At 43.8% G+C, this 25,338-nt stretch carries 18 protein-coding genes; 12 read left to right on the top strand and 6 right to left on the bottom strand.

Going from position 1 to position 25,338, the window contains the following annotated elements; all coding sequences use genetic code 11:
- Position 1 precedes the first annotated feature (1 nt).
- On the top strand, positions 2-1,327 hold the full coding sequence (xylA, locus tag D1614_RS18585) for a xylose isomerase (protein WP_119439487.1): 1,326 nt from the start codon (positions 2-4) through the stop codon (positions 1,325-1,327).
- On the top strand, positions 1,327-2,706 hold the full coding sequence (xylE, locus tag D1614_RS18580) for a D-xylose transporter XylE (protein ID WP_119439486.1): 1,380 nt from the start codon (positions 1,327-1,329) through the stop codon (positions 2,704-2,706). The genes xylA and xylE overlap by 1 nt, the downstream gene beginning before the upstream one ends.
- 671 nt (positions 2,707-3,377) lie before the next feature.
- Here the strand turns inward: xylE and D1614_RS18575 are convergent.
- On the bottom strand, positions 3,378-4,658 hold the full coding sequence (locus D1614_RS18575; RefSeq protein WP_162304561.1) for an MATE family efflux transporter: 1,281 nt from the start codon (positions 4,656-4,658) through the stop codon (positions 3,378-3,380).
- A 108-nt stretch (positions 4,659-4,766) separates the two neighbouring features.
- On the bottom strand, positions 4,767-7,169 hold the full coding sequence (locus D1614_RS18570) for a TonB-dependent receptor (protein WP_119439484.1): 2,403 nt from the start codon (positions 7,167-7,169) through the stop codon (positions 4,767-4,769).
- A gap of 424 nt (positions 7,170-7,593) precedes the next feature.
- Here D1614_RS18570 and accC point away from each other — a divergent pair, with 424 nt between their 5' ends.
- The 10 genes from accC (at position 7,594) to D1614_RS18520 (ending at position 21,277) form a co-directional block, all read left to right on the top strand.
- On the top strand, positions 7,594-9,099 hold the full coding sequence (accC, locus tag D1614_RS18565) for an acetyl-CoA carboxylase biotin carboxylase subunit (RefSeq protein WP_119439483.1): 1,506 nt from the start codon (positions 7,594-7,596) through the stop codon (positions 9,097-9,099).
- A 9-nt stretch (positions 9,100-9,108) separates the two neighbouring features.
- Positions 9,109-9,618 carry a biotin/lipoyl-containing protein gene (locus D1614_RS26430; RefSeq protein ID WP_119439482.1) on the top strand — a complete coding sequence of 170 codons (510 nt, stop codon included), beginning with the start codon at positions 9,109-9,111 and terminating at the stop codon, positions 9,616-9,618.
- Positions 9,619-9,704: 86 nt separating this feature from the next.
- The gene (locus tag D1614_RS18555; RefSeq protein ID WP_119439481.1) at positions 9,705-11,240 is read left to right on the top strand and encodes an acyl-CoA carboxylase subunit beta; all 1,536 of its coding nucleotides are present in this window, start codon (positions 9,705-9,707) and stop codon (positions 11,238-11,240) included.
- A gap of 178 nt (positions 11,241-11,418) precedes the next feature.
- Positions 11,419-12,660 carry a dicarboxylate/amino acid:cation symporter gene (locus D1614_RS18550; protein ID WP_175579293.1) on the top strand — a complete coding sequence of 414 codons (1,242 nt, stop codon included), beginning with the start codon at positions 11,419-11,421 and terminating at the stop codon, positions 12,658-12,660.
- Positions 12,661-12,888: 228 nt separating this feature from the next.
- The gene (locus D1614_RS18545) at positions 12,889-13,920 is read left to right on the top strand and encodes a sensor histidine kinase (RefSeq protein ID WP_119439480.1); all 1,032 of its coding nucleotides are present in this window, start codon (positions 12,889-12,891) and stop codon (positions 13,918-13,920) included.
- Positions 13,917-14,660, top strand: coding sequence for a LytR/AlgR family response regulator transcription factor (locus D1614_RS18540; protein WP_119439479.1), 744 nt, complete (start codon positions 13,917-13,919; stop codon positions 14,658-14,660). Before D1614_RS18545 ends, D1614_RS18540 begins: the two co-directional genes overlap by 4 nt.
- Before the next feature lie 312 nt (positions 14,661-14,972).
- A complete protein-coding gene (locus tag D1614_RS18535; RefSeq protein ID WP_147384316.1) occupies positions 14,973-16,109 on the top strand; it encodes a serine hydrolase domain-containing protein in 1,137 nt (378 codons plus the stop codon).
- 95 nt (positions 16,110-16,204) lie between these two features.
- Positions 16,205-16,825 carry a DUF4230 domain-containing protein gene (locus tag D1614_RS18530; RefSeq protein ID WP_119439477.1) on the top strand — a complete coding sequence of 207 codons (621 nt, stop codon included), beginning with the start codon at positions 16,205-16,207 and terminating at the stop codon, positions 16,823-16,825.
- Between the two features lie 147 nt (positions 16,826-16,972).
- A complete protein-coding gene (locus D1614_RS18525) occupies positions 16,973-17,800 on the top strand; it encodes a DUF4369 domain-containing protein (protein ID WP_119439476.1) in 828 nt (275 codons plus the stop codon).
- Between the two features lie 186 nt (positions 17,801-17,986).
- Entirely contained in the window at positions 17,987-21,277 is a 3,291-nt protein-coding gene (locus D1614_RS18520; protein WP_119439475.1) for a PAS domain S-box protein, read from the top strand.
- Positions 21,278-21,301: 24 nt separating this feature from the next.
- On the opposite strand, the gene D1614_RS18515 is transcribed toward D1614_RS18520, so the two are convergent.
- The 4 genes from D1614_RS18515 to D1614_RS18495 form a co-directional block, all read right to left on the bottom strand.
- Positions 21,302-22,888 carry an ABC-F family ATP-binding cassette domain-containing protein gene (locus D1614_RS18515; protein ID WP_119439474.1) on the bottom strand — a complete coding sequence of 529 codons (1,587 nt, stop codon included), beginning with the start codon at positions 22,886-22,888 and terminating at the stop codon, positions 21,302-21,304.
- A 205-nt stretch (positions 22,889-23,093) separates the two neighbouring features.
- Entirely contained in the window at positions 23,094-23,549 is a 456-nt protein-coding gene (locus D1614_RS18510) for a cupin domain-containing protein (protein WP_119439473.1), read from the bottom strand.
- A gap of 223 nt (positions 23,550-23,772) precedes the next feature.
- Positions 23,773-24,315 (bottom strand): ClbS/DfsB family four-helix bundle protein, encoded by a 543-nt coding sequence (locus D1614_RS18500; RefSeq protein ID WP_119439471.1) that lies wholly within the window; start codon positions 24,313-24,315, stop codon positions 23,773-23,775.
- Between the two features lie 153 nt (positions 24,316-24,468).
- A complete protein-coding gene (locus D1614_RS18495; protein WP_119439470.1) occupies positions 24,469-25,092 on the bottom strand; it encodes an RDD family protein in 624 nt (207 codons plus the stop codon).
- Between the last annotated feature and the right edge of the window lie 246 nt (positions 25,093-25,338).

Genomic DNA, 25,338 nt, shown 5'->3' with positions numbered 1-25,338 from the left:
AATGGAAGTCTTAAAAGGAAACAAAGAGTATTTCAAGGGCATTGGCCAGATTAAATACGAAGGCCCCGATTCAAAAAATCCACTGGCTTTTAAATGGTACGATGAAAACAAAATGGTAGCCGGAAAAACGATGAAAGACCACCTGCGTTTTGCGGTGGCTTACTGGCACACTTTCTGCGCCACCGGCGAGGATCCTTTTGGACCGGGTACACAAATTTTCCCCTGGAAAGGGGCCGGCGATCCCATGGATGCCGCCAAAGAAAAAATGGATGCTGCTTTTGAGTTCATTACCAAAATGAACATTCCGCATTACTGCTTTCACGATGTGGATGTAGTGGGTGGCGGAACAGTTTTTGAAATTGAAAAACGGCTCGAAAAGATGGTGGAATACGCTAAACAAAAACAGGCTGCTTCGGGTGTGAAACTGCTTTGGGGCACGGCCAATGTTTTCTCCGATCCACGCTACATGAACGGTGCTTCAACCAACCCCGATTTCAGTGTGCTGGCCAATGCTGCCGTTCAGGTAAAAAATGCCATCGATGCCACCATCGAACTAGGTGGAACCGGTTATGTCTTCTGGGGCGGACGCGAAGGTTACATGAGTCTGCACAACACCGATACCAAACGAGAGCTCGCGCATCTTGGAAAATTCCTGACCATTGCCCGCGATTATGGACGCAAAGCAGGATTTAAGGGGACTTTCTTCATCGAGCCCAAACCGATGGAACCAACCAAACATCAGTACGATTACGATGCGCAAACCGTCATTGGCTTTCTGAAAGAACACGGCCTGGAGAAAGATTTTAAACTGAATATTGAAGTAAACCACGCCACGTTGGCCGGCCACACTTTTGCTCACGACCTGAGAATGTCAGCCGATGCGGGTTTACTGGGATCCATTGATGCCAACAAGGGAGACTACCAGAATGGCTGGGATACCGACGAATTTCCGACCAACATTTACGAGGTTACCGAAGCCATGCTCGAAATTCTGCAGGCCGGTGGTTTTACACACGGCGGTATTAACTTCGATGCCAAAACCCGTCGGAACTCTACCGATCTGGAAGATATCTTTATTGCGCACATTGGTGGCATGGACGTATTCGCCCGCTCACTGCTTATTGCCGATAACATCCTGAGCAACTCCGATTACCTCGCTCGCAGAAAGGCACGTTACGCCTCGTTCGACAGTGGAAAAGGTGCTGAGTACGAAGCCGGCAAACTTAGCCTGGAAGATCTTTACGCCATTGCAGGGGAAGTGGGAGAACCAAAACAAATCAGCGGGAAACAGGAACTGATTGAGCAACTGATCAACTGGTATATTTAATGAAAGAGAGAAATACATTTTATATTACAGTTATAACCTTAGTGGCCACCTTGGGTGGCCTTTTATTTGGTTACGATACCGCTGTAATTTCGGGAGCCGATAAATCGATACAGGCCTACCTGATCAACAGCCTTGGATTAAATTCTCTGGCACACGGTGCAACCATTTCAAGCGCACTTATCGGATGTATTATTGGTGGAAGTATTTCGGGGCTGCTGGCTTCTCGCTTAGGAAGAAAAAGAACCTTGTTTCTGGCGGCAGTTTTGTTTTTTGCATCAGCCCTTGGTTCCGGAAGTCCTGAATTCCTGTTTTTCGAAAAAGGTGAGCCTTCGCTGGGGCTTTTATACATGTTTAATTTTTACCGGATTATTGGCGGTATTGGCGTTGGACTGGCCTCTGCGGTCAGCCCGATGTACATTGGAGAAATTGCCCCGGCCGACATACGGGGAAGGTTGGTATCGCTAAATCAGTTCGCCATTATTTTCGGAATGCTTGTGGTTTACTTTGTGAACTGGGGAATTGCCAACGGTCAATCGCTCGAGTGGATTAACTCAACCGGGTGGAGATATATGTTCATGTCTGAAGCCATTCCGGCCGCACTTTTTGGCATATTACTATTTTTTGTACCTGAAACACCTCGTTACCTGGCTCTGAAAAATAAAGACGACAAGGCCCTGATGATTCTTACAAAAATTAACGGGGCAAGCCGGGCCAAAGAAATTTTTGTTGAAATCAAGAACAGTGTTGAACACTCTTCGGCGAAACTCTTTTCTTACGGGAAAATCGTGATCATTATCGGAATCCTTCTTTCCGTTTTTCAGCAATTCGTCGGAATCAATGTGGCACTTTACTACGCACCCCGCATTTTTGAAAGTATGGGGGCAGCAAAAGATGCTTCAATGCTGCAAACCGTTGTTATGGGAATCGTGAATGTAATTTTTACGGTGGTTGCTATTGTTACGGTCGACAAATGGGGACGCAAGCCACTCCTGATGGTTGGCTCGGTTGGTATGGCCATCGGCATGTTTGCCATCGGAGCACTGGCTTTCCTAAAAATAATCGGCATCAGCACCCTGGTATTTATCATTATTTACACCGCTTCGTTTATGATGTCGTGGGGACCAATCTGCTGGGTGTTAATATCGGAACTTTTCCCCAACAAAATTCGCGGGAAAGCAGTAGCCGTTGCAGTAGCAGCACAATGGGCAGCCAATTATTTCATCTCATCCACCTACCCTGCCATGATGGAATTCAGCAGCGGTGGCACCTACTGGTTCTACGGAGCTATGAGTGTATTGTCGCTGATTTTTGTATGGAAAATGGTTCCTGAAACAAAAAATAAAACGCTTGAAGAGATGGAAAGTCTCTGGACAAAATAAACATCAGAGGATTTAGTAGTTAAAGATTTCGCCATTTCACAGTTCCAACTGCAGGAGTGGCGATTTTCTTTTTGAAGAAATAAAAAACGAACTCAAAATAATATATTCACTCAGAAATCAATCGTTATAAAAACAAGAACAACGTTCCCCTGCAATGCCAATTATGTTTCCTTTTCTACCGGAATATAAACGTTAAGACTTCCTGTAAATCGGTCTTTTCTGCTCTGTACCTTACTCCTTCGTTCTGGATTAAACAATGCCTGCAACTTCCGGCTTAAGAGGTAGTAATCCTACTATTCAATCTGTCATTATACCATCTAAAAACATGACTTTTATCACAAAACTAATTCAGATCATCACAGGAACACTTACCGTCAGCATCGCTCAAAAAACAAAGGTATTATACAACATGTTGTTTTTTTTATAGCACTTAAAAATCAATAAATTAAGAGATAAACCCATTGAACTTTTAACAAATGTTAATTAATTTTTAAAAATGATTAAGGTTTAAATCATTTTTATACTATCTTAGCGAAGCCTTAATAAAATATGAATTAGAAACTTATAACACTACCTTTTCTCTATTAGACCAATAAGTTTTCTGATCTAACTAAACTAGACTATGAACAATCGGGTTATCGGCCAAAAGGGTAACCCGTTTTTTTTTGTAGTTATCCGAGATTAAGTTTCCGGAGATTGTTTTTGAACCGCAGATAGAACAATATGCCGGCCGTTGTTAAGCCTACCAAATAACCAAACCAGATCCCCTGCGGACCAAAATCAAGCAGAAAAGCAAAGCCGTAACTGGTCGGGATTCCTACCAGTAAATAAGCAACAAAGGCAATAAGCATGGGTTTTGTTACGTCAGCCATTCCCCGCAACGTACTTTGCATTATTACCTGTAATCCATCAAACAATTGAAACACTGCTGCAATAATCAGCAACTCGGCTGCTATTTGAATTACGGCAACATCGCTTGTAAACAAATAAGGCAGAATGTTTCGCCCCACAATAAATAACAGGGCGGTAAGCGACATAAAGGCCAGTACCAGGTGAGTAGAGGCAAATGCAGCTGTTTTCATCGCGGCATAATCCTTTACGCCCATTTGATGGCTTACCCGTATGGTATTGGCCTGCGACACTCCTAAGGCAATCATATAAGCGGTAGAAGCCAACCCAATGGCCACCTGGTGTGCAGCCAAAGCGGTTTCGCCCAACCATCCCATCATTACGGCACCAATCGCAAAGGCTGTCACTTCAACAATTAACTGAAATCCAATTGGAATACCAATCTTCAATACTCCCAACACTTTCTGTTTTGAAATTTGCTGAAGTCTGGCCTCGGCAAAATAAGAACTTAGCTGAGTGTTGCGCGCCACATAGAACGCGTACAAAACAGGCATAATCATCCGCGACACCAGGGTACCGATTCCGGCCCCGAGTAAGCCCAACTCAGGCATCCCAAACTTGCCGAATATAAAAAGGTAGTTAACAACAATGTTTACCACATTGGACGTAAGGGTGATATGCATGGCCATTTTTGTGTTCCCGATTCCTTCAAAAAACTGTTTTTGAGAGAAGAACAACATAAATGGAAAGTAAGACGCACACAACAACAGGTAATACGGTTTGGCCAGTTCCAACACATCCTGCGGCTGCCCCATCATCGGAAGGAAAAAATACACACTAAACATTACGAAGGTAAGTGCCACAGATGCTAGTAAATGTGAAAAACTTCCGTTTTTGAGCCAAACCACGATGGTGTTCCGGTCGTTTTTTCCAAATGCGGCCCCCACCAAAGGAGTTAGGCCATAGGTAACTCCCATTCCAAACACCATCCCGATCATAAAAACACTGTTGGCAAAAGCAGCTGCTGCCAGCTCGGTAGTCCCCACGTGCCCCACCATCATGTTATCCACAAGGGCCACCATCACCTGCCCTATTTGCGACATGACAATCGGAAGAGCCAGGTGCAAATTTCGCTTATAAAAAGGTATGTAATGTTGAATTTTCACGCCGCAAATAAACAACATCCTGCCCTATAGAAAAAATTTTACCCTCTAATTCTGATTATTGAAGCGGTAAGATAGCTTAAACGTAAAGTAAGGTTTGCGAACAAAATCGGATTCTACATACAAACCATCGCCCCTGGTAATTGTGCTGTATCTGATTGAATTAAATACGTTTGCCCACGAGAACTCCACTTCCCATTTTCGTTTCATAAAAGATTTCCGGAGGGCAAGATCGGAATAGGTATAAGCATCTCGCTTAACCTGAGCATTCAAAAAAGGACTTAAATAGGCAAACAGGTAGCGTACCGAAAAAGTCTTTCCTATTTTAAACGTATTGTTAAAGCGAACATCTCCCCGCATTTGTTCCTGTTCATTCTGATGATTATCAAGATCGACCGTCAAACGGTAGAGATACAAACTGGTTGAAAGATTGCTATTCCACCATTTAAAAATATCATATCCGGCCATCAGCTCAGTTCCTGCACTTAAGGATTTCCCAACGTTTTCCTTTGTCCAAATCACCGTATTGTTCTCTCCCCTCCGGTAATAGCTTTGAATTAAATCGTCGGTGGTTCGGGCAAAAATCTCTGCCGACACAAAATTATCGCCCCACGAACGTATGTACCCCAATTCGTAAGCGTTGGAATAAGAGGGCATCAGGTTTCCGTTTCCGGTATAATATATATAGGGAGTTTCATAACGCTTCAACGGAATCAACTCGTAATAATCGGCCCGGCCAATTCGCCGGCTGTAGTTCATTGACAGTTGGTTGTCGTCAGAAAAATTATAAACCAGGTGCGCCGAAGGGAAAAAATCGGTGAACTCTTTCTCGGCCGGTATTTCTATCTCTGAATCATCTTCTGCCTGATAGCTGTAGTTCGATTTTCTCCGGGTATGTTCCATCCTAATTCCCAACTTGTAATCCAACTTGCCAAAGCTGCTCTCGAATGTGGCATAACCCGAAAATATATTTTGCTCGAACCTTACTTTTTGCGCTTGTTTCTCATCCTCAAAAAGCCGAAGTCTGTTTCGTTCATCAAAAGTTCCGCTCTGCGTGGTTACTTTCGGAATATGATCGAGGTTGATCTCTGCTCCGATCTCCAGTGTTGACTTGTCTGAAAACTTGTTCTTGTAGGCCACATTGGTTTCCACAATCATTTCGTTGTACTCTTTGGCAAGATACCCAAGCTTTTCAAAACCGTCGATGAATGTTTTGGTATCGATTTTACTCTCCTTTAACGGATGCAGATAAGTTGAATAATCGGCGTAAACCGTTAACAAATGCGAACGGTCTTTTGTAAATGCATGTTCGTAAGTGGTAACCGCCCGCAAATAACGGTAATACATTTTGAAGCGGCTTTCGTAGTCGTACGATTCAGCTCCCAGCAATTCGCCCGAAAGATATTCCGATTCTTTATAAAAACCCAGATCGGTGTATTTACTGGAGCGTCGGACAGGATCGGCACTCAGCATAAAATCAATATAGTCTTTATCCGAAAGGTCGTAGTTCAACCCAAACTCCAAATAACTGTTATTTACCCGCTCTTTTTTTACTAAGTCCGAAAAAGTCCGGTATTCCTGCTCACCGTTGGTAATAATCTGATCGGAGGTGGTAGTAAATTTCCGTTGCACAAAATCATCCAGCTGCCCCTGAATGTACCAGCCTCCCTTTTTCCCTTTCTGATCAATGGAGAAAATCCATTCGTACGATCCCAATGTAGAAAACCGGGCACTGGTATTTATGGCATACCCTTCCAAGCGGCTCCGCTTTAAAATCACCTGTATAATTCCGGCGGTGCCTTCTGCATCGTATTTCGCGGTTGGATTGGTAATGATCTCAATGTATTGAATCTGATCGGCTGGTATCTGGCGCAGTTTTTCTTCTCCGTTTAACTCGGGCCGTCCGTTAATATAAACCAGGAAAGTCCCATCCCCGCGATACGTAAGCCGTCCGTCCACATCGAGCTGTAGCGACGGCATATTTTCAAGCAGATCGATGGCTTTGTCGGCTCCCGGGAAACTTTTTGCGTTGATTATTTTGCGATCGACCTGGTATGAAATACCTCGTTTCTCGGAATTAACGGTTACTTCTTCCAGATTTTTGGATGAGACAGACAAAGCAGTAGTTCCCATATCGTACTGCGATTGGTTGATCACAAACGGGTTCACCACCGCTGCATCGTAACCAATAAAACTTATTTTCAATCGGTAGTTTCCGTAAGCAACATCCCTGATCGTAAAAACACCTTCGGCATTGGTAATCGCTCCAACAATTCGAAGTGAATCCTGATCAAGTTTCAAGCTTATATTTGCATACGAAATCGGATTGCCTGTATGCTTGTCGATCACCTTTCCCCACAACTTTGAAGTTTGGGCAAAAGACATTGAACCATACAACGCAATAAGTAAGAACAACGTTATTTTCACAATATACAAAACCGTTTTTCTCATTCAATCAGTTAGGCTTTGATTACGAACGAATTACAACGCTTCCGGGTTATCGTATCCGGGTGTATTTCTACTACCATTTGAGATTACACAGGCTTCATTGTCTGCTGTTTATTTAAGGGCCCGAAGTAATTTCCGAATAATGGTCGGTTAGTTTTCTATCACAAATTTAATTTTGTTTTCTAATTAACAAAACATCCGACCCGGAAAATTTCACTTTTTGACCCGATCTGCATTTTTTTCAAATTCAGGAACTTAAAAAATATTGGGATGGCTGCAAATTGACATTTATTAACACAAATCCATTTGAGGTTATAATGTCTTCAAATATTTTACGTCGGCAAAATTCGGCGCATTAAACAATTTTAGGTCCGCTGAGTTATTTATAGCAGAATTTTAGACAGCTTAATTTTATTTGAAACTTCTTATGAATAAAATCAAAAAGATTCTGATCGCAAACCGGGGGGAAATTGCAATTCGTGTTATGCGCACCTGCCGTGAGTTGGATATTGAAACTGTGGCCATTTACTCGGAAGCAGACAGAACATCCCTTCACGTTCGTTACGCACACGAAGCCTATTATGTAGGGAAAGCTCCTTCTTCGGAAAGTTATCTTAACATTGAAAAGATCATTGAGGTCGCCAAAAAAAGTAAAGCCGATGCCATACATCCGGGCTACGGGTTCCTGTCGGAAAACGCAGCTTTTGCACGCAGATGTGCGGTGGAGGGCATTATTTTTATTGGGCCTTCGCCTGAAGTAATTGTACAGATGGGCGATAAAATACAGGCACGCGATGCCATGATAAAAGCCGGGATACCCGTTGTTCCCGGAACAAAAGGTGAGATCAAATCGGAACAGGAAGCCTTGGAGGTCATCAAGGAAATAGGACTTCCGGTAATGATAAAAGCATCCGCCGGAGGCGGTGGAAAAGGGATGCGACTCGTAAAAAGCGAAGCCGACGTGGTTTCGTCGGTTCGTGCGGCCCGCTCCGAAGCAAAAGCTGCTTTTGGCGACGATGCCGTTTACATCGAGAAATACATTACCTCGCCGCACCACATCGAATTCCAGATTCTTGCCGACCGGCACGGAAACACCGTTCATTTATTTGAAAGGGAATGTTCGGTGCAAAGGCGTCATCAGAAAATGATCGAAGAAACACCCTCGCCGTTAATGACTCCCGAATTGAGGGACGAAATGGGGAAAGCCGCCGTTGAGGCAGCGCAGGCAGTAAATTATGTAGGTGCAGGAACCATCGAGTTTTTGGTGGACAACAACCTGAACTACTATTTTCTTGAAATGAACACACGCCTGCAGGTAGAACACCCGATAACCGAACGCGTTACCGGAATCGACCTGGTAAAACAACAAATATTTGTGGCTGAAGGGCAAAAACTTGATTTTGCGCAGGAAGACCTGAAACAGCTTGGACATGCCATCGAATGCCGTGTTTATGCCGAAGATCCCGACAATAATTTTATGCCAAGCGCCGGAAAAGTGTACAAAATTTCCGACCCGCTGGGGCTGGGAGTCCGCACCGATGGCTATGTTTACGAAGGTTACGAAATTCCGATCTACTACGACCCGATGATCTCGAAACTGATTGTTTGGGGCAAAACCCGTGACGAAGCCATTGGCAGAATGCGCCGGGCCTTGTACGAATACAAAATCACCGGGGTAAAAACTTCGATAAAAATGCTGGAACGCGTGATGAAAAATGAAAATTTCATCCGCGGAAATTACGATACCCATTTCATCGAAAAAAACCAGGAACAGTTGATGGGCAAAGACCAGACCGAAGATCCGGTTGACATGGTTATTATTGCCGCTTTTATCGACTACCTTGATAAATTATCGTCAGTCTCTACCAATCAAAAAGAATTTACTCCGGCTCAGAGTCGCTGGAAAAAAATTCCTTACGTAAATCATTTTTAAGTTCTGAATATGGCAGTAGAAATAAGAATAGGCGACAGAGTTGCCTGGGTTAATTTACTCAAACAAGATGGCAACATCCTGGAAGTGGAAGTGGATGGGAAAAAATACGAAGTTGACCTGATGCACACTGCTGACGGGACTTTTTCCATTCTCGAAAGCGGCCACTCTTACGACATTGAACTGGTTCCGTCAGGAGCTCCCAAAAAATACACAGCCTACACGCTTTACGAAACTTACGACGTGGAAGTAATTGATGCCGAAGCCCGTTACCTGCAAAACCGAAATGCAAACGGAACCGCAGCTGCTGAAAGTAAAATTACCTCACCCATGCCGGGCAAGGTGGTTAAAGTGCTCGTATCAGAAGGCGACCCGGTACAAAAGGGAGAAACCGTATTGATTATTTCGGCCATGAAAATGGAAAGTGAATACAAGGCTCCCAAAGACGGCATCGTAAAAAAAGTTTTTGTAAAAGCCGACGACACTGTGGACAGCAACCAGGTTTTAATTGAATTGGAGTAAAATCAAAATTTGAGAGTAGCGTTAACAAACAGCAACAAACAATGCTAAAAAATTACGCTGCCTAACCAAAAGACAAATTACAAGAGATGAATTTAAAGGAAAAATACGAACAGCTCGAAACGTTTAACCAGCAGGCCGAATTAGGTGGTGGCCAGGACCGCATTGAAAAACAACATGCATCCGGCAAGAAAACCGCCCGCGAAAGAATTCAGCAATTGCTCGACCCCGGGACTTTTAATGAAATCGACAAATTAATGACCCACCGAAACTACGATTTCGGGATGGAAACCAAAAAGATACTGGGTGACGGTCTGATCTCGGGTTATGGAAAAGTTAACGGCCGCCTGGTGTATGTATTTGCACAGGATTTTACCGTTTTCGGAGGTTCGCTTAGTCGCGCCAACGCCGACAAAATTGTAAAAATTCAGGAACTCGCCCTGAAAATGGGAGCGCCCATCATTGGCCTGAACGATTCAGGCGGCGCCCGCATCCAGGAAGGTGTTGAGAGCCTGGCCGGTTATGCCGATATTTTTTACAACAACGTAATCGCATCGGGTGTCATTCCGCAAATTTCAGCCATTTTAGGTCCTTGTGCCGGAGGTGCCGTGTACTCACCTGCACTTACCGATTTCATTTTTATGGTGAATGAAAAAAGCCACATGTTTGTGACCGGTCCCGAGGTGATAAAAACCGTTACACACGAAGACGTAACAAAAGAAGAACTGGGCGGAGCGCATACGCACAACACCAAAAGCGGCGTGGCACATTTTAACGGGAACGACGAAGATCAGACCTTAATGATGATCCGCGAACTGCTGAGCTTCCTGCCCTCCAACAACCTCGAAGACCCGCCGGTAAAACCTACGATGGATCCGTCAGACCGGGTAGATGAGCATCTTCAGGAAATAGTTCCGGCCGACCCGAACAAGCCTTACGATATGCACGAAATTATCCAGACGGTGATCGACAACAAACACTTTCTGGAAGTACAACCGCAATACGCACAAAACATTATTGTCGGATTTGCACGCTTTGGCGGAAAACCCGTTGGAGTGGTTGCCAATCAACCCGGACATTTGGCGGGTGTTCTCGACATCAACTCGTCGGTAAAAGCCGCGCGCTTTGTTCGTTTTTGCGATGCATTCAATCTTCCGCTGGTAACCTTTGTTGATGTTCCCGGTTTCTTGCCCGGAACCAGCCAGGAATTTGGCGGCATTATCAAGCACGGAGCAAAGTTATTGTATGCTTTTTCAGAAGCTACGGTTCCGAAAATCACCATCATCACCCGGAAAGCCTATGGCGGTGCGTACGATGTAATGTCGAGCAAACACATTGGCGCCGATGTAAACCTGGCATACCCCACCGCCGAAATTGCGGTAATGGGTCCCGAAGGCGCCATCAACATCATTCACCGGAATGTGATGAACGAAGAAGAAAAAGCACAGGCAGTTCAGGAATACCGCGACAAATTCGCCAATCCTTACAAAGCCGCATCACTCGGTTATATCGATGAAATCATTCACCCAAAAGATACCCGGAGAAAAATCATCGATGCACTGGATATGACACAGAACAAGCGAAAATCGAACCCGCCCAAAAAACACGGCAATATTCCGTTGTAACAGGTATAAGGTTTGAACAAATTTGCTTCAAACAAGTAAAATGGATAGCAATGGTGGATGTCTTTCAATAAGATGTTCACCATTTTTATTTTATTAATCCCAAATAAAAGAACTTTGTCAAATCGGCTAAAAAAGATACTTTAGTGGCTCTGAAAAAAGCAAAACTGAAACCACTACCATGAAGTTACCGAAGATCAAGCTCCATTGGCAAATCCTTATCGCACTGTTATTATCCGTCCTTTTTGGCTACTACGTGCCCGAAGGCATCAAATATACCGCCTGGATGGGAGATATATTTCTGACGGCACTAAAAATGGTCATTGTCCCATTAATCCTTAGCTCCATTATCTCCGGAGTTACCAGTATGGGAAATGGGAAAAACCTGGGAAGGCTTGGCGGAAAAACCATACTGTACTACGTTTCAACAAGTACACTGGCCATTTTTACCGGTTTGATACTGGTGAATGTAATCAGGCCGGGAGTAGGCATTGAAATGGGTTTTAGCCAGACCGTGGAGGATTTGAGCGAAAAAGCCGGTTCGGTAAACGATATTTTAATGCGCATTGTTCCGGCCAATATTTTTGAATCGATGGCCAAGGGAGACATTCTTCCCATAATTTTCTTTGCCATTATTTTCGGTGTTTTCATCACAAAGGTAAACGACAAATACAAAGAAAGCCTGACCACATTTTTTGAAGCCGTATTTGAAGTGATGATGAAAATGACCATGTTCATCATTCAATTCACCCCGCTGGGTATTTTTGGAATTGTTTCGCGTGAAGTGGCACGCAATGCTGAAAACCTGGCAGACATTGCCGGCGGCATGGCCGTTTACATGTTAACAGTGGTTTTGGCACTGGCTATTCACGCCTTCGTAACGCTTCCGCTAATTGTGCGTTTTATTGCCAAGGCCAAACCTTTCCTGCACCTGAAAAACATGGCCACTCCCCTTCTGACAGCCTTTTCAACCGCCTCCTCCAGTGCCACACTGCCGCTAAGCATGGAAGCCGTTGAACACAAAAGCGGAGTATCCAATAAAATTACCAGCTTCACTTTACCGCTTGGGGCCACCGTAAATATGGACGGTACCGCTTTGTATGAATGCGTGGCTGCCATGTTTATTGCCCAGGTTTACGGGATAGACCTTTCGTTCGTAGAACAGCTTCTGATTGTAGTAACCGCTTTGTTGGCATCAATCGGGGCAGCCGGGATACCGATGGCAGGGCTTGTTATGCTTACTGTAATTCTTACGGCTGCCGGCTTACCGCTCGAAGGAATCGGACTGATACTGGCTGTAGACCTCCCGCTCGATATGATGCGCACCACCATTAACGTTTGGAGCGACAGTTGCGGTGCAGTTACCGTGGCCCGGTCGGAGAACGAAGAAACCAATGTAGCGCTGACCAGCCAAAAACAGTGATTTTTCTACAAAACAAGTGATTTCATCTGTGAACGGCTTATTTTTATCGGTCAAACACAACTTTTATCTACCAACGGCTTTTGGGCGAAATTTATTCCTTGTTGGCAGATACTCAGCATTTTATTCAAATAATTAACGTACAATTGCATAAAAGAGTGGAAACAAAGCCGCGGGTTTACAATACAGCTGACCTGAACTGGCTCCATTTCCACCAAACGAAAAACGGCAATGAAGATCTTTAAGTACAGAGTACTGAATCATATCCTGTTTTGGATAGCGATATTTACGTTTTACACCATCCCCTACCTGCTTTCGTACGGGTTTGTAATGGAGGCCTTTATCAATCTCATTTACATTCCGGTAGACATTATCGGGGTTTATTTTGTGATTGAATTCCTGATTCCCAGGTACGTATTCAAAAAAAGAAAACTCTTCATTTATTTCCTTGGAACCGTAGCCGTTATTGTTCTCAACATACTGATTTCGCAATACATAAAATACAACATACAACCGGCATTGGGTTTTTGGGTGATGCGACGCCCGCTACAAACCGAATTGTTTTACGCGCTGCTCAATAATTTCATGATTATCGGAACAGCCACTGCCTTAAAGCTTTTTAGTTATTCATACAATATTCAGTTAACAAAGTCAGAACTCGAACGAAAAACAGTTCAATCGGAACTGGGGATTTTACGCTCGCAGGTAAATCCTCATTTCCTGTTTAATGTTTTGAACAACATCGATTCGCTTATTTTTGAAGACAGGGAGAAAGCCTCCAATGCCATTGTGCTGCTTTCCAAAATTATGCGCTACATGCTGCAGGAATCGACCCGCGAAGAGGTGAACCTCGAAAAGGAGATGGAATACATTCATGACTACCTTGAGCTGGCACAACTCAGTTTTAGCTCCACCGATTTTGTGCGTTTCGAGCTTCAGGGAACCACTGTTGGAAAAGAAGTGCCTCCCCTGCTTTTTATCCCGATTATCGAAAATGCAGTAAAGCACTGCAACAAACAATCACCCGTGCCCGGTATCGAAATTGAGTTTAAAATTAATGATGAATACATTGAATTGCATACCAGCAATTACCTAAAAAGAAACGACTTTAAACTTCCGGACAGTGGCTCGGGCACTGGTTTGAAAAACGTTGAAAAACGTCTGAAACTACTGCACGGCAACAATTACACTTTTGATATCAACCGGAATATGGATAAATTTGACGTATATATCAAGGTTCCGATAAAACGTATGCTGAAATGAAGATGAACTGCATTGCCGTTGACGACGAGCAGCTGGCGCTAAAAAAAATACAACGATTTGCTGAAAAGATCGATTACCTGAATCTTCTGGGAACGTTCGACAATGCACTTTCCACCTTTTCTTTTTTACGGGAAAACAAAATCGATCTGATTTTCCTGGACATCCAGATGGACGAATTCACCGGCATTCAACTGCTCGAAACCATCAAAGATCCGCCCTACGTTATCCTGACAACCGCCTACAACGAATATGCACTAAAAGCATATGAACTTGATGTGGTGGATTACCTCTTAAAACCCATCCCTTTTGATCGTTTTGTAAAGGCAGTGGAAAAAGTGTATGCACGTTTTCTGAAAGACCAGAACTTACGGCAGGTTACGCAGACAGCCCCTGCTCAAAACCTTAGCTCAAACGACCAGTCGGACTATACTTTTATCAAATCGGGCAATAAAACGGTAAAGGTGTATTTTAACAAAATCCTGTACATTGAAGGGCAACGCGATTATTTGCAAATCCACACAGAAGACAGCAAAATTATGACCTTGCTGAATTTCAAAAAAATGCAGGAACTTCTCGATCCGCAAAAATTTGTACGGGTTCATAAATCCTACATCATCGCGCTTGATAAAATCGACTACATCGAAAACAACGCCATTAAAATTCGCAACAAGCTAATACCCGTAAGCAGCACTTACAAGGTAGCTTTCTTTAACCTGCTCAATAAAAACAATTTCATTTAAATAACTGGAAACTAAACTCCTATCGACAAGGCTAATGTTTTTGTACCAAAATATTTTCAACTGGGTTTAGCTTAATTGGTTTGACAATATTCAACCAACCTACATCAATCTTTTTTCAATCTATTATCAATCTTGTCTGGCATACTTTCGGGAAATCTGCTTTTTGGGAGCCCTCCGAAAAAACTGAAACGGCAGGGATTTGATTCCTTCAAAAATTTGCCTGACCCCCGCTATTCTTTTACGCTAAGCGCTTCCGCTTTTTTTCATAATTCTTTATTTTTGCGCCTGTTTGTCAAATCTAAAACTAAAGATATGAAGCAAAGTCTGCAAGTAGCACTGCTAATTTTGATCATGTTAGGCCTTACCAACTGCCAAAAGGCCAAAACCGACATTTACTACCAAAAGAAATATGTAAAAGAGATAAAAGAAGCGCGAAAAGAGGCTGCTTTTTTTATGGGCAGGAATTTTATCCCCGGGGGAAGCGTAGCCATTTGCCTCAACGGGGAGTTAATTTATTCAGAAGGAGTGGGTTATGCCTCAACCGACCTGGAAGTGCCTGCCACTCGTAAAACCAAATTCAGAATTGGTGATCTTTCGGAATTGTACACCAATGCTGTCTATCAAAAACTTTTGGAAGATGGAGTTTTGAACGAAGATTCGGCCATTCAAAAATACTACCCGCAATTTCCGGAAAAGGAAGGCGTTATTACCCCCAAATTGCTGGCCTATGAGGTAGCCGGAATCAAAACGCCCGAAGCCGACGACCGGCACAGGCATGGCACAAACATCGGGCTTGAAAAAGCGATTGAACGCTTCAAAGACGACCCGCTGGTGATAAAACCAGGGACCTACCAGCTACCCAGTATTTATAATTACAACCTGCTGGGCCTGGTAATGGAAAAGGCTTCGAACAAAAACTTCCCAAAGCTTTTAAGCGAATATCTAACCGATACGCTGAAACTTGAAAATACAGTGGTGGATAATCCCATGACTACGATCAAAAACAGAAGCGACTTTTTTGAGCTAAACCTCATCTCGCAAGTGGTAAACAGCGTGTTCTACGATCTGCGTCAAAATGCCTCTTCCGAAGGAATCCTTTCAAATGCGGAAGACCTTGCCAAGTTTGGCAATGCAATGCTGCACTCGGAATATTTCAGCAAAGTGCGCGAAAAAACCTTTCAAAAAATAACCATTGCCGACAATGTGGAAGCTACGATGGCAAATGGCTGGGTGATTTTTAACGACCGCGACGGCCGCGTGGTTTACGGCCGGCAGGGAACCGTTCCCGGAGGCGGTGGTTCATTGATTATGTACCCGGAATACGACCTCGTGATTGCCTTTACCTGCAATGTTACGGCATCGGTTAATGATACGCCCGTGTTTACAATGGCTGCTCCTTTTTTACCAAAGCCCGCGCAGGAAACGGAAGAAACCGAACAAAAGAAATAGAAATAACACGTATCAGCCCCAAACTGATTTCGCGGGGTTGATTTTACCGGGTTTCTGTAAAAAATCTTACTTTTAGTGAGGAAACAAAACTTTTTATGGAGACCCTTATTTTATTAGGATTGATCATCGGGCTGGCAGGAGGCATTGCTGTCACCAACCTTTTTTACCGCAAACGCACCGAAAAGCAGCTTCACAGCCAGTCGGTTCTCTTACTCGAAAAAATCAAACAGGTATGTAAACTGATCACCGTAGAAGGTGAATTTTCTGAAATATTTACACACCGCGACGAGAAGATTCTGTTCTTCAAACTCTTTCAGGCCGAGAAAAAAGCCTTGCTGATTGTTAAAGCCAAGGTAATGATCGGCTTTGACCTTACCCGCATCAACATCGAAATTAATTCGCATAACAAGCAGGTGATTTTATCCCATTTCCCGGATCCGGAGATATTAAGCATCGACAGCGACCTGGAATATTACGACATACAGAAAGGCCTGATTAACAAATTCTCGGAAAGCGACCTTAATAACATGCACAAAAAATCAAAGGAGTTTATCCGCGAAAAAGTGGAAAACAGTCATTTAATTTTAATTGCCCGGCAGCAAGCCCACGACACAGTTTCGGTAATCCGGGAACTAATCGAATCGGTGGGATGGAAACTAAGCACCGAAAACATAGCGCTAAAAGAACCGCCCAAACAAGAGTCGTTAAACAGCTAAATACACCCTTACGTTAACAAAAAACAACAAGCCAAACGAAAAGAAACCGTCAAAAAGCAGAAACAAAAAATTAGTTATAACTTGCTTTGTAAAATTCATACATCACTTTATTGGCTCAAGGGGGCAGAAATCTTTAAAGCTGAAAAAATGAACCACTTCGGATATATACAGGCTCTGTGCCTGATCGTAGTTGCCGGGCTGTTTCAGTCATGCGAAAAAAACAAACAAAACTGGGAAATAAAAGGAACAAGTGAAACGGGCACTGTGGTTTACCTTTACAGGCTCATACCCGAAACTACCTTGGTCGACTCGGCTTATGTTGATCACCGAAAATTCTCCTTCTCGGGTGAAAATGCAGACGAAAGGCTGGAGCCTTTTTACCTGGTTGTTGACGATGGCGCAAAGCCGGGAGTGGAATGCATGCTCGGCAATGGCGACCAGCTGAAACTTCAGCTCCGCAGCCAAACCTTACCCAATTTTTCGGGCACCAAAGTTGCGGACGATCTTAATAAATACTACGCAATCAAGCAACAGGAGCAAAAGCAGAACCTGGATCTTTCGCAGGAGCTGACCCAAAAACGGCTTTCGGACCAGGACCGCGACCTGACAATGATTTCGTACCGGGAGAAGGTGCAGGATCTGGAAAACGAAAAAATACAATTCCTTAAATCGATTGTTCATCCCGACCTGAATGCTTACTTGGTTTTAAAAGAACTACAGAGCTCGGGAGTAATTGAAAAAGAGGTGGTTGACAAATACAGAAACGCACTATCAGCCGAAGGTGCTTTAACCAACGACGGTATTAAAGTTCACCGCATTTCTGATTTTTTTGAGGCTTACGCTTTAAGCCGCGAAATAGAGATACTCGACACAGCCACCATTCGCGAACGCTACAACAAGCTCGACGATGAAAATAAAACCTCGGTATTTGCAAAAATTGTAGAGCAGCATCTGCAAAATTGCCAACCTGAATAGCCCAATACAGAACCGGCAAAGCCTTATACCCGTTAGTTTTCAACTCTTAGGTAAGAAACAATTCAGATTTTTTTAAATTGCAACACAAAATGGGAAATAGAATTCCACCATTAAAGGGAAATAGGGACCTCTTAAATAGCAGGTTCTGATTTCACAGGACGCAAAAACCAATTTAATAACCGGAAAATGTTCAAAATTCTCATCCAGAATGCTGCTCTATTGATCGCATTGTCTTTTCTGAATGGAACGATTAAGTTTTATCGTCCCAAAAAGGAAATCCATTTTCAACTGCTGAGCGGAACCTGGTTTGGACTGGTAGCAGTTGCAGCAATGATGATGCCCTATCAATACGACGCGGGAACCATATACGATGGCCGTTCTGTAGTGTTAACACTTGCCGGCCTTTGGGGGGGAGGCATTCCAACGCTTATTTCAATTATAATCGCCGGATCATACCGTGCGTTTTTGGGAGGAGCAGGAATCTACGTTGGAGTGGCAACCATTGTTTTTTGCGGCTTAACCGGCATGATTTTTCGCCATTATTTACGCGACAAACTGTACCAGGTAAACTTCTTCGTTTTCCTGGGAATCGGGTTTATTACGCAGCTCGTTATGCTAAGCTGCCAACTAATGCTGCCGGGAGACCCTATTCTGATATTAAAAAGAATAGGAGGCCCCATCCTGCTGATATTTCCACCGGTTTTTGCGTTTATCGCCCAGCTGTTCCAGGTAATCGACCGCTATATTTTCGGAGAACAAAGAATCAGGGCTGCTGAAGAACTATACCGGACCACCTTGATGAGTATCGGCGATGCAGTAATATGTACCGATTCTGCCGGAAAAATAACGCAAATGAACCCGATTGCCGAGAACCTGACCGGATGGAAATTTTCGGAAGCAAGAAATAAAAACCTGGAGGAAGTTTTCCATATCATCAATGAACTGAGCCGCGAAAAAGCCGAGAATCCTGTAAAAAAAGTTCTGGAAGAAGGCACCATTGTTGGCCTGGCCAATCACACACTGCTGATCTCCAAAAATGGCAGCGAAATCCCGATTGCTGACAGCGGCGCTCCGATCAAGAACAAAGACAATCACACCATTGGGGTGGTGATGGTTTTTAGAGACCAAACCACGGAAAGAGAACAACAGCTCATCCTGGAAAAAAGCGAGGCCAAATACCGTGAACGCGAATTTTGGCTGAGAGAATCGCAGCGTGTGGGAAAAATTGGCTCGTACAACATGGATATTGTCAATGGCCAGTGGAAATCCTCCACCGTTCTCGACAATATATTTGGCATAACACAGGAAGATGATCATTCGCTTGCCAGCTGGAACAAGCTTGTACACCCGGACCAGCAGGAAGAAATGATGGATTATTTTCTTCAGCATGTACTGGCAAAAAAGCAGGCTTTTGAGAAAGAATACAAGATTACAAGAGCCAATGATGGCGCCGAACGTTGGGTATTCGGACGCGGAGAACTTCGGTTTAACGAAGCCGGGGAACCAATTCGAATGGTCGGAACCATTCAGGATATTACTGCCCAAAAGCTCTTTGAACAGAAACTCCAGGAAAGCGAAGAACGTTTTCGAAATTCGATTCTGCTGGCGCCCATCCCCATTATGGTTCACGACGACAGCGGAAAAATTCTGAACATGAGTGAAGGATGGTCACACTTTTCCGGCTATACCATCGACGAAGTCCCCGACCTGAAAACCTGGACACAAAAAGCATTTGGTCCCAAAGCAGAAGAAGTGGAAAAATACGTCAATGGTTTGTTCCATAAAAATGAAACCATTTTTAGCGGCGAATTCGAGATCACGGCCAAAAACGGAACCAAGCGAATCTGGAACTTTTACCATACCCCGCTGGGGGTAAGTGGCGGCAGGAATATTATGCTGAATATTGCCCCGGATATTACGCAGCGGATACGCACCAAAAAAGAGTTGGAGGAAAGCGAGCTGGCCTACCGCATGTTGTTCGAAAACCACATTGCAGTAAAACTGCTGATCGACCCCGAAGACGGCACTATTATTACCGCCAACCACGCCGCAGCAGAGTTCTACGGATGGAGCATTGAACAGCTCCGGAATATGAAGATCAGCGACATCAACTGCTTGCCCGGTCACGAAGTAAAGGAACACATGAATACCACACTGGCCAATCAACGGCTTAACATCGATTTTAAACATCGTCTGGCAAACGGGGAAATCAGGGACGTGGAAGTTTTCAGCAGCCGCGTTGATTACAAAGGGAAACAGGTATTGCATAGCATCATTCACGATGTTACGGATAAAAAACAGCTTTTGCACGAGCTTATCTCGGCCAAGGAAAAAGCGGTGGAAAGCGAACGGCTCAAATCGGCTTTCCTGGCCAACGTGAGCCACGAAATCAGAACACCGCTTAACGGAATTGTTGGTTTCAGCAACATCCTTTCGCAGGATGACAACTTGACGAAAGCCGAAAAAACCGAGTTCTCCCAAATTATTCATAAAAGCTCGGAAGGCCTGCTGAAGATCATTAACGACATACTCGATATTTCGCGCCTGGAAACAGCCAAAACAAGCATTGACGAAAAACCCTTTGATGTAGGCAATATGCTGGAGAATATTTACTCGCTTTTTCAAAAGCGACTCACCAGCACCGATACCACAGGGTTTCAGCTGCTGTTAAAAAGGCCGGAAAAGACCTTGATTATCAACGGAGATGAAGACCGGATTACCCAGATCTTTTCCAACCTGATTGACAATGCCATACGTTTTACGCACAGCGGGAACATCACTTTTGGCGTAGCTTCTGTAGGCGAAAAAAGTGCCGAGTTATTTGTTTCGGATACCGGTATCGGCATTCCCAAAGAAAAGCAGGAACATATTTTTGAACGTTTTACCCAGGCCGATGCCGGCACCTCAAGAAGCTATGGTGGTACGGGCTTGGGCCTTGCGATTGTAAAAAAACTGCTGGAGATGATGAACAGCGAAATTCATCTGCATTCGGAACCGGGGGAAGGTACCCGTTTCTGGTTTCAGTTGAACTATTTGTCGTACGACGAACAGGTACACAAACAACCTGTGAACAACATCCCCCGCGAGAGCCAGGATTCGGTAGAAAAAGACCGAACTACAAAAATCCTGGTTGTGGAAGACGACATGGCCAGTATTTACTTTTTTCGCCAGGTACTGGGGAAAATCTATTCCAACCTGCTGTTTGCAGAAACCGGCACCCAAGCACTGGAGCTTTACCAATCCAACGCTCCCGATATTATTTTGATCGACATTGGACTGCCGGATATGAGCGGCCTGGAAGTGATCCGAAAAATACGAAAAACCGATAAGCAGGTGAGAATCATTGTTCAAACTGCTTATGCCATGGCCGAAGACGAACGCACCGCCCGCGAAGCCGGCTGCAACGAGTTTTTCACCAAACCAGTAAAAACACAGGTGCTTTTGGAAAAATTATTACGGATGAGCGAGGTGGAATAATACCACCTGCTCTCCGCCCACTTTTTAAAGTTGAATCGTTCGTTCCACATTCACCTGTTCCAGAAAACTCTCGTCGTGAGACACCACGACCAGCGTTCCCCGGTATTCGTTGATGGAAGCCGTCAGTATTTCAATGTTCTGAATATCCAGGTTGTTGGTAGGTTCGTCCAGCACAATAATATCGGGCGCCTGCTTATTGATTGTCAGACAACAAATCATTAAACGCATTCTTTCGCCACCACTTAATGCTCTGCACGGTTTATCCCAATCCTCCCGCCAAAACAGGAAGCGGCTAAGCCTGATTTTTATATCGTGCTCCTGCAATGCCGACACATTAAATTGCTGCGCCTGTTCATAAACACTCAGCTCGTTATCAATTAAAGAATAATCCTGGTCGATGTAAACCGTTTTGTTGGCTGCCCGTTTCATCGTACCGGTTTGAGGCTCCGCATCGCCCAGTATCAGCCTGATCAGGGTTGTTTTCCCCGAGCCGTTCAGCCCGCGTAAAACAATCCGCTCGCCGCTTCTGATCAAAAAAGTAAGGTTTTCAGTCCACAGAAACGTTGAGCCGTACGCATAGTTGATACCTGATGCCTCCACCAGTATCTTGCCTTTGTGTAAGGACGAATTATCAAAGCCAAATCTCATTTTATCGATGTCGGGCAGTGCAGAACGCAACTCATGCAGTTCCCGGGAAATACCGCTGATTTTTTCGTCGTGAACACCCTTCAGCCTCGAAGAATTGTTCTCCGAATCGTTTTTCATTTTGCCCATCATGATTTTGGGCATGCCGGTCTGCACCTGCTTCTTTTTACCGCGGGCATTCAGTTTCTGCTGCCGTTCGGCAGTTTCGCGTTCCTTTTCCCTGGCTTTCCGCAGGGCTTTCTCCTTGCTCTGTATATCCTGTATCAGGGCATTGGCTTCGATCTGCTTTTGCTGAACGTAAAAGTCGAAATTGCCGCCATAAATTGCGACTCCTTTCTTCGTCAGCTCATAAATCGCCTCCAGAAGATTCAGCAATTTACGGTCGTGACTAACCACGAGCAGCGTACATTTGGCCGATTCAATAAAGTCGTAGAGCAGTTGCCTGCCCGCCGTGTCGAGGTGATTGCTGGGCTCGTCAAGCAAAACCAAGGCAGGCTGATGAATGGAAACTCCGGCTAAAAATACCTTGGTCTTTTGGCCTCCGCTCAGCGTTTCCATTTTTTGCTCCAGGTCCAGATCACTCAACTGCCAGTACTCCAGAGCCTGGGTACAGCGTTCTTCAATGCTCCAGTCGTCGTTTAGCAAAGCATAGTTTTCCAGGGTAACTTCGCCTTTTAGTATCGCTTTTAAGGCATACAGCTTTTTTTCTATGTTTAAGGCCTGCGCAATGCTTAAATGATTGTACTGTCCAAATACCTGCGGAACATAGTAAGCCTGCGCTTCTGCTTCCAAACGCCCGGCAGAAGCGTGTAACTCGCTGGCAATAATGCGCAGCAAAACCGACTTGCCAACCCCGTTGTTACCAATCAGCGCAATTTTTCCCAGATGATTTACGGTAAATGAAATCTGTTCAAATAGTAAATCTTTGTTCGGATGTATGTATGAAATGTTTTGAAGATGCAACATAATTTCTTTCGTTAATGGTGAAACACTTCAGCAAACCCGGAAACGAGCCTGCTGACACTACTTAGCCGAAAAGAAATTATAACTTCATTTTAAAATTCTGTTTTATTTGTTGCGCCGGCAAATGTAAAAATTAATTCTGACAATTCCCTTCTTATTCCATGATTATCAAACCCGTGCATTTTCAGAGGGAGCAAAATGTGCGGTATTATTTCCATTTGGGAGTAAAGGGCACTCTTTCCCCGTCCTTGGTGGTATATTCTTCCAGCGAACTTTCTTTGGCCTGTATGCAGATATACACCATCTCTTCGTCCGAAGTATTGCACAAGCTTCGCACACCCGCCGGGGCAACCCTTATAACACTTCCGGCCTGTATCGGAAAACAATCGTCATCAACCTGGTAAAAGCCCGAGCCTTTGAGAATTATATACGTTTCTTCGTCTTTGTAATGGATATGAAAATACCCCAGTTCCGATTTGGGAGGCAGGCTTGTAAAAGAGATTTCGGTTCCGCTGGCCCTGGTGGGGTCTTTTACAAATACTTTTCCTTTTATCTCGGTACCCAGCTTCGCGTGAATAAGCGAATGGTCTTTTATGTCTTCCCAACTTCCGACATTTACGGCCGTGTAGTTTTGGTTCTCCGCTATCTTCTCTACTTTTTTCATTTGCGTAATTTTTTAACTGTTGTGATTAAACAGAACCATGCAAGTGTTTTTTTGTTTTACGCCCCCGCCATATTGTACATATTTCGGTTGAAAGGAGTTTTAAATGTTACTCGTTTTAAGTTTCCATCAACCGTAATTCACGGGTTTGTGCCAACAATTGGGGAAAAGACCAAGGCAGCAGCGTGACCGGGACACAGCCCCGCAATACAATTAACACACGTTTTTATGGTTTTGAGGTTTTATTTACATGGGCTTTTAATTTCTTTATTGCCCAGTCGTAATGGCTTGAGGTAGCCGACACGCAATAACTTCCGAGGGTAGTTGTTCCGGTCCAGTCAAACACCTTTTTACAGAACAGTTCATCGTCAGAAAACAGCTCAATCATCTCCAAAACCGATGCATGACTCTTTTGGAGCATTTCTTTCGCGTCTCCAGGTTGGGTGCCCTGGTGTTTCTCCCACAGTCTCACATTCATCTCTCCATATGTTTTCCAGTTGTAGGGTTCCGGAAGAAAATTCGCTTTATTCCCCTTCCTGTTGCTTTCCACCCAGTTTAAAAGCAGTTGGTGCCATTCGTACAGGTGAATCAAAACGTCCCTGAGGTTTTTATCCCGTTTCCAATGGGCTTCTTTTCTCTTTGTGTCGCCCGAAAAATCAAATTCCAGGCTCAATCCTTTTTCCGGCAACGAATCAATCGCCTGCCATAGCTTTTCGAAATTTATGTTGGCTGCTTCCAGTAAATCTTTCTTTGTGGTAGGTCGTGCCATTTTATTGTTTGTTTAAATATGTAAGAAACGGTTAGTACATGTTGACGGGGCGTCCCGATAGCTATCGGGATCGGAGAGCGTTACTGTCCGAAGGACACGGAACAGCGAAACGAGAATCCAGCGAACGACACACCACAAACCCCGCAATGCAATTTACAAATTGTTGTGTGCTGTATTTTTACTTTTCAATCTCATTTTTATCACAGTCGTATTAGATAATCTGTCATGGAGTCCATTTGATGTGAAAAAATATGATAACCAATCAAATGGAATAAGTCTACAAAAAGTCCTAGCTAAAATGTCGCTAAATCTTGCCTTTCTGCCATCCTTTGTCAACACTTTTGTTTTTGTTATAAATTTTCCTAGTGTCTTTTGATATTTATGCTCCATAAAAATATAGTAACCTAAATAAATAATGATTAACAGGGCATAAGTGACTCCATGGTTTATTAGTATATTGTCTATATTATAAAATAGTCCAACAATAAATATGAGAATAATGAAAAGGATAAACGATGCAATAAAATCAATTATGTAATTTGCTAATCTTAACCATGAACTAACTTTTTTTAAATTAAATTCTTTTTGTCCTTTAATTTTTTCTTTGAGGTCAGCTTCAATGTCATTGATTTGTGTCGAGTCAATACCACGTTTTATGATTTCGTCTTCGGCTACTTCAATTGCAATTGGTTGATATTCATTCCGTAGAATGGTCACAATTTTTATTAATTCTTCATCAGTTCGTTGAGACATTACGTTTTTGAAATCTGTAGTCATAGTTTTTTTGTCTGATAGCAATGAATATAGTAGTCAGTTAATATAGCACACAACGGTAAGTATATGGCAAGTAGGCGATTGCGGGCTTCAAACCTATCAAACCGTTACAAAGTTGAAGCGGGCTACAACCGTTGAATTTACTACTGTCACGCCTATTTGCTATATACATTGTGCCTGTTGCACAACTCACCAGGTTTTGTTAACAAATTTAGCATAATCCCGGAGAGTAAGCAGTTATCTTTCATT

The sequence above is a fragment of the Maribellus luteus genome (assembly GCF_003576475.1).
GTDB classification, from domain to species: Bacteria; Bacteroidota; Bacteroidia; order Bacteroidales; family Prolixibacteraceae; genus Draconibacterium; species Draconibacterium luteum.
The sequence above is the reverse complement of the archived record's forward strand: the minus strand, read 5'-3'. Positions and strand labels throughout refer to the sequence as shown.

Coding starts and splice junctions, on each gene's coding strand:
- xylA (WP_119439487.1), top strand. CDS start 2: ATGGAAGTCTTAAAAGGAAACAAAGAGTATTTCAAGGGCATTGGCCAG.
- xylE (WP_119439486.1), top strand. CDS start 1,327: ATGAAAGAGAGAAATACATTTTATATTACAGTTATAACCTTAGTGGCC.
- D1614_RS18575 (WP_162304561.1), bottom strand. CDS start 4,658: ATGTCGCAAATAGGGCAGGTGATGGTGGCCCTTGTGGATAACATGATG.
- D1614_RS18570 (WP_119439484.1), bottom strand. CDS start 7,169: ATGAGAAAAACGGTTTTGTATATTGTGAAAATAACGTTGTTCTTACTT.
- accC (WP_119439483.1), top strand. CDS start 7,594: ATGAATAAAATCAAAAAGATTCTGATCGCAAACCGGGGGGAAATTGCA.
- D1614_RS26430 (WP_119439482.1), top strand. CDS start 9,109: ATGGCAGTAGAAATAAGAATAGGCGACAGAGTTGCCTGGGTTAATTTA.
- D1614_RS18555 (WP_119439481.1), top strand. CDS start 9,705: ATGAATTTAAAGGAAAAATACGAACAGCTCGAAACGTTTAACCAGCAG.
- D1614_RS18550 (WP_175579293.1), top strand. CDS start 11,419: ATGAAGTTACCGAAGATCAAGCTCCATTGGCAAATCCTTATCGCACTG.
- D1614_RS18545 (WP_119439480.1), top strand. CDS start 12,889: ATGAAGATCTTTAAGTACAGAGTACTGAATCATATCCTGTTTTGGATA.
- D1614_RS18540 (WP_119439479.1), top strand. CDS start 13,917: ATGAAGATGAACTGCATTGCCGTTGACGACGAGCAGCTGGCGCTAAAA.
- D1614_RS18535 (WP_147384316.1), top strand. CDS start 14,973: ATGAAGCAAAGTCTGCAAGTAGCACTGCTAATTTTGATCATGTTAGGC.
- D1614_RS18530 (WP_119439477.1), top strand. CDS start 16,205: ATGGAGACCCTTATTTTATTAGGATTGATCATCGGGCTGGCAGGAGGC.
- D1614_RS18525 (WP_119439476.1), top strand. CDS start 16,973: ATGAACCACTTCGGATATATACAGGCTCTGTGCCTGATCGTAGTTGCC.
- D1614_RS18520 (WP_119439475.1), top strand. CDS start 17,987: ATGTTCAAAATTCTCATCCAGAATGCTGCTCTATTGATCGCATTGTCT.
- D1614_RS18515 (WP_119439474.1), bottom strand. CDS start 22,888: ATGTTGCATCTTCAAAACATTTCATACATACATCCGAACAAAGATTTA.
- D1614_RS18510 (WP_119439473.1), bottom strand. CDS start 23,549: ATGAAAAAAGTAGAGAAGATAGCGGAGAACCAAAACTACACGGCCGTA.
- D1614_RS18500 (WP_119439471.1), bottom strand. CDS start 24,315: ATGGCACGACCTACCACAAAGAAAGATTTACTGGAAGCAGCCAACATA.
- D1614_RS18495 (WP_119439470.1), bottom strand. CDS start 25,092: ATGACTACAGATTTCAAAAACGTAATGTCTCAACGAACTGATGAAGAA.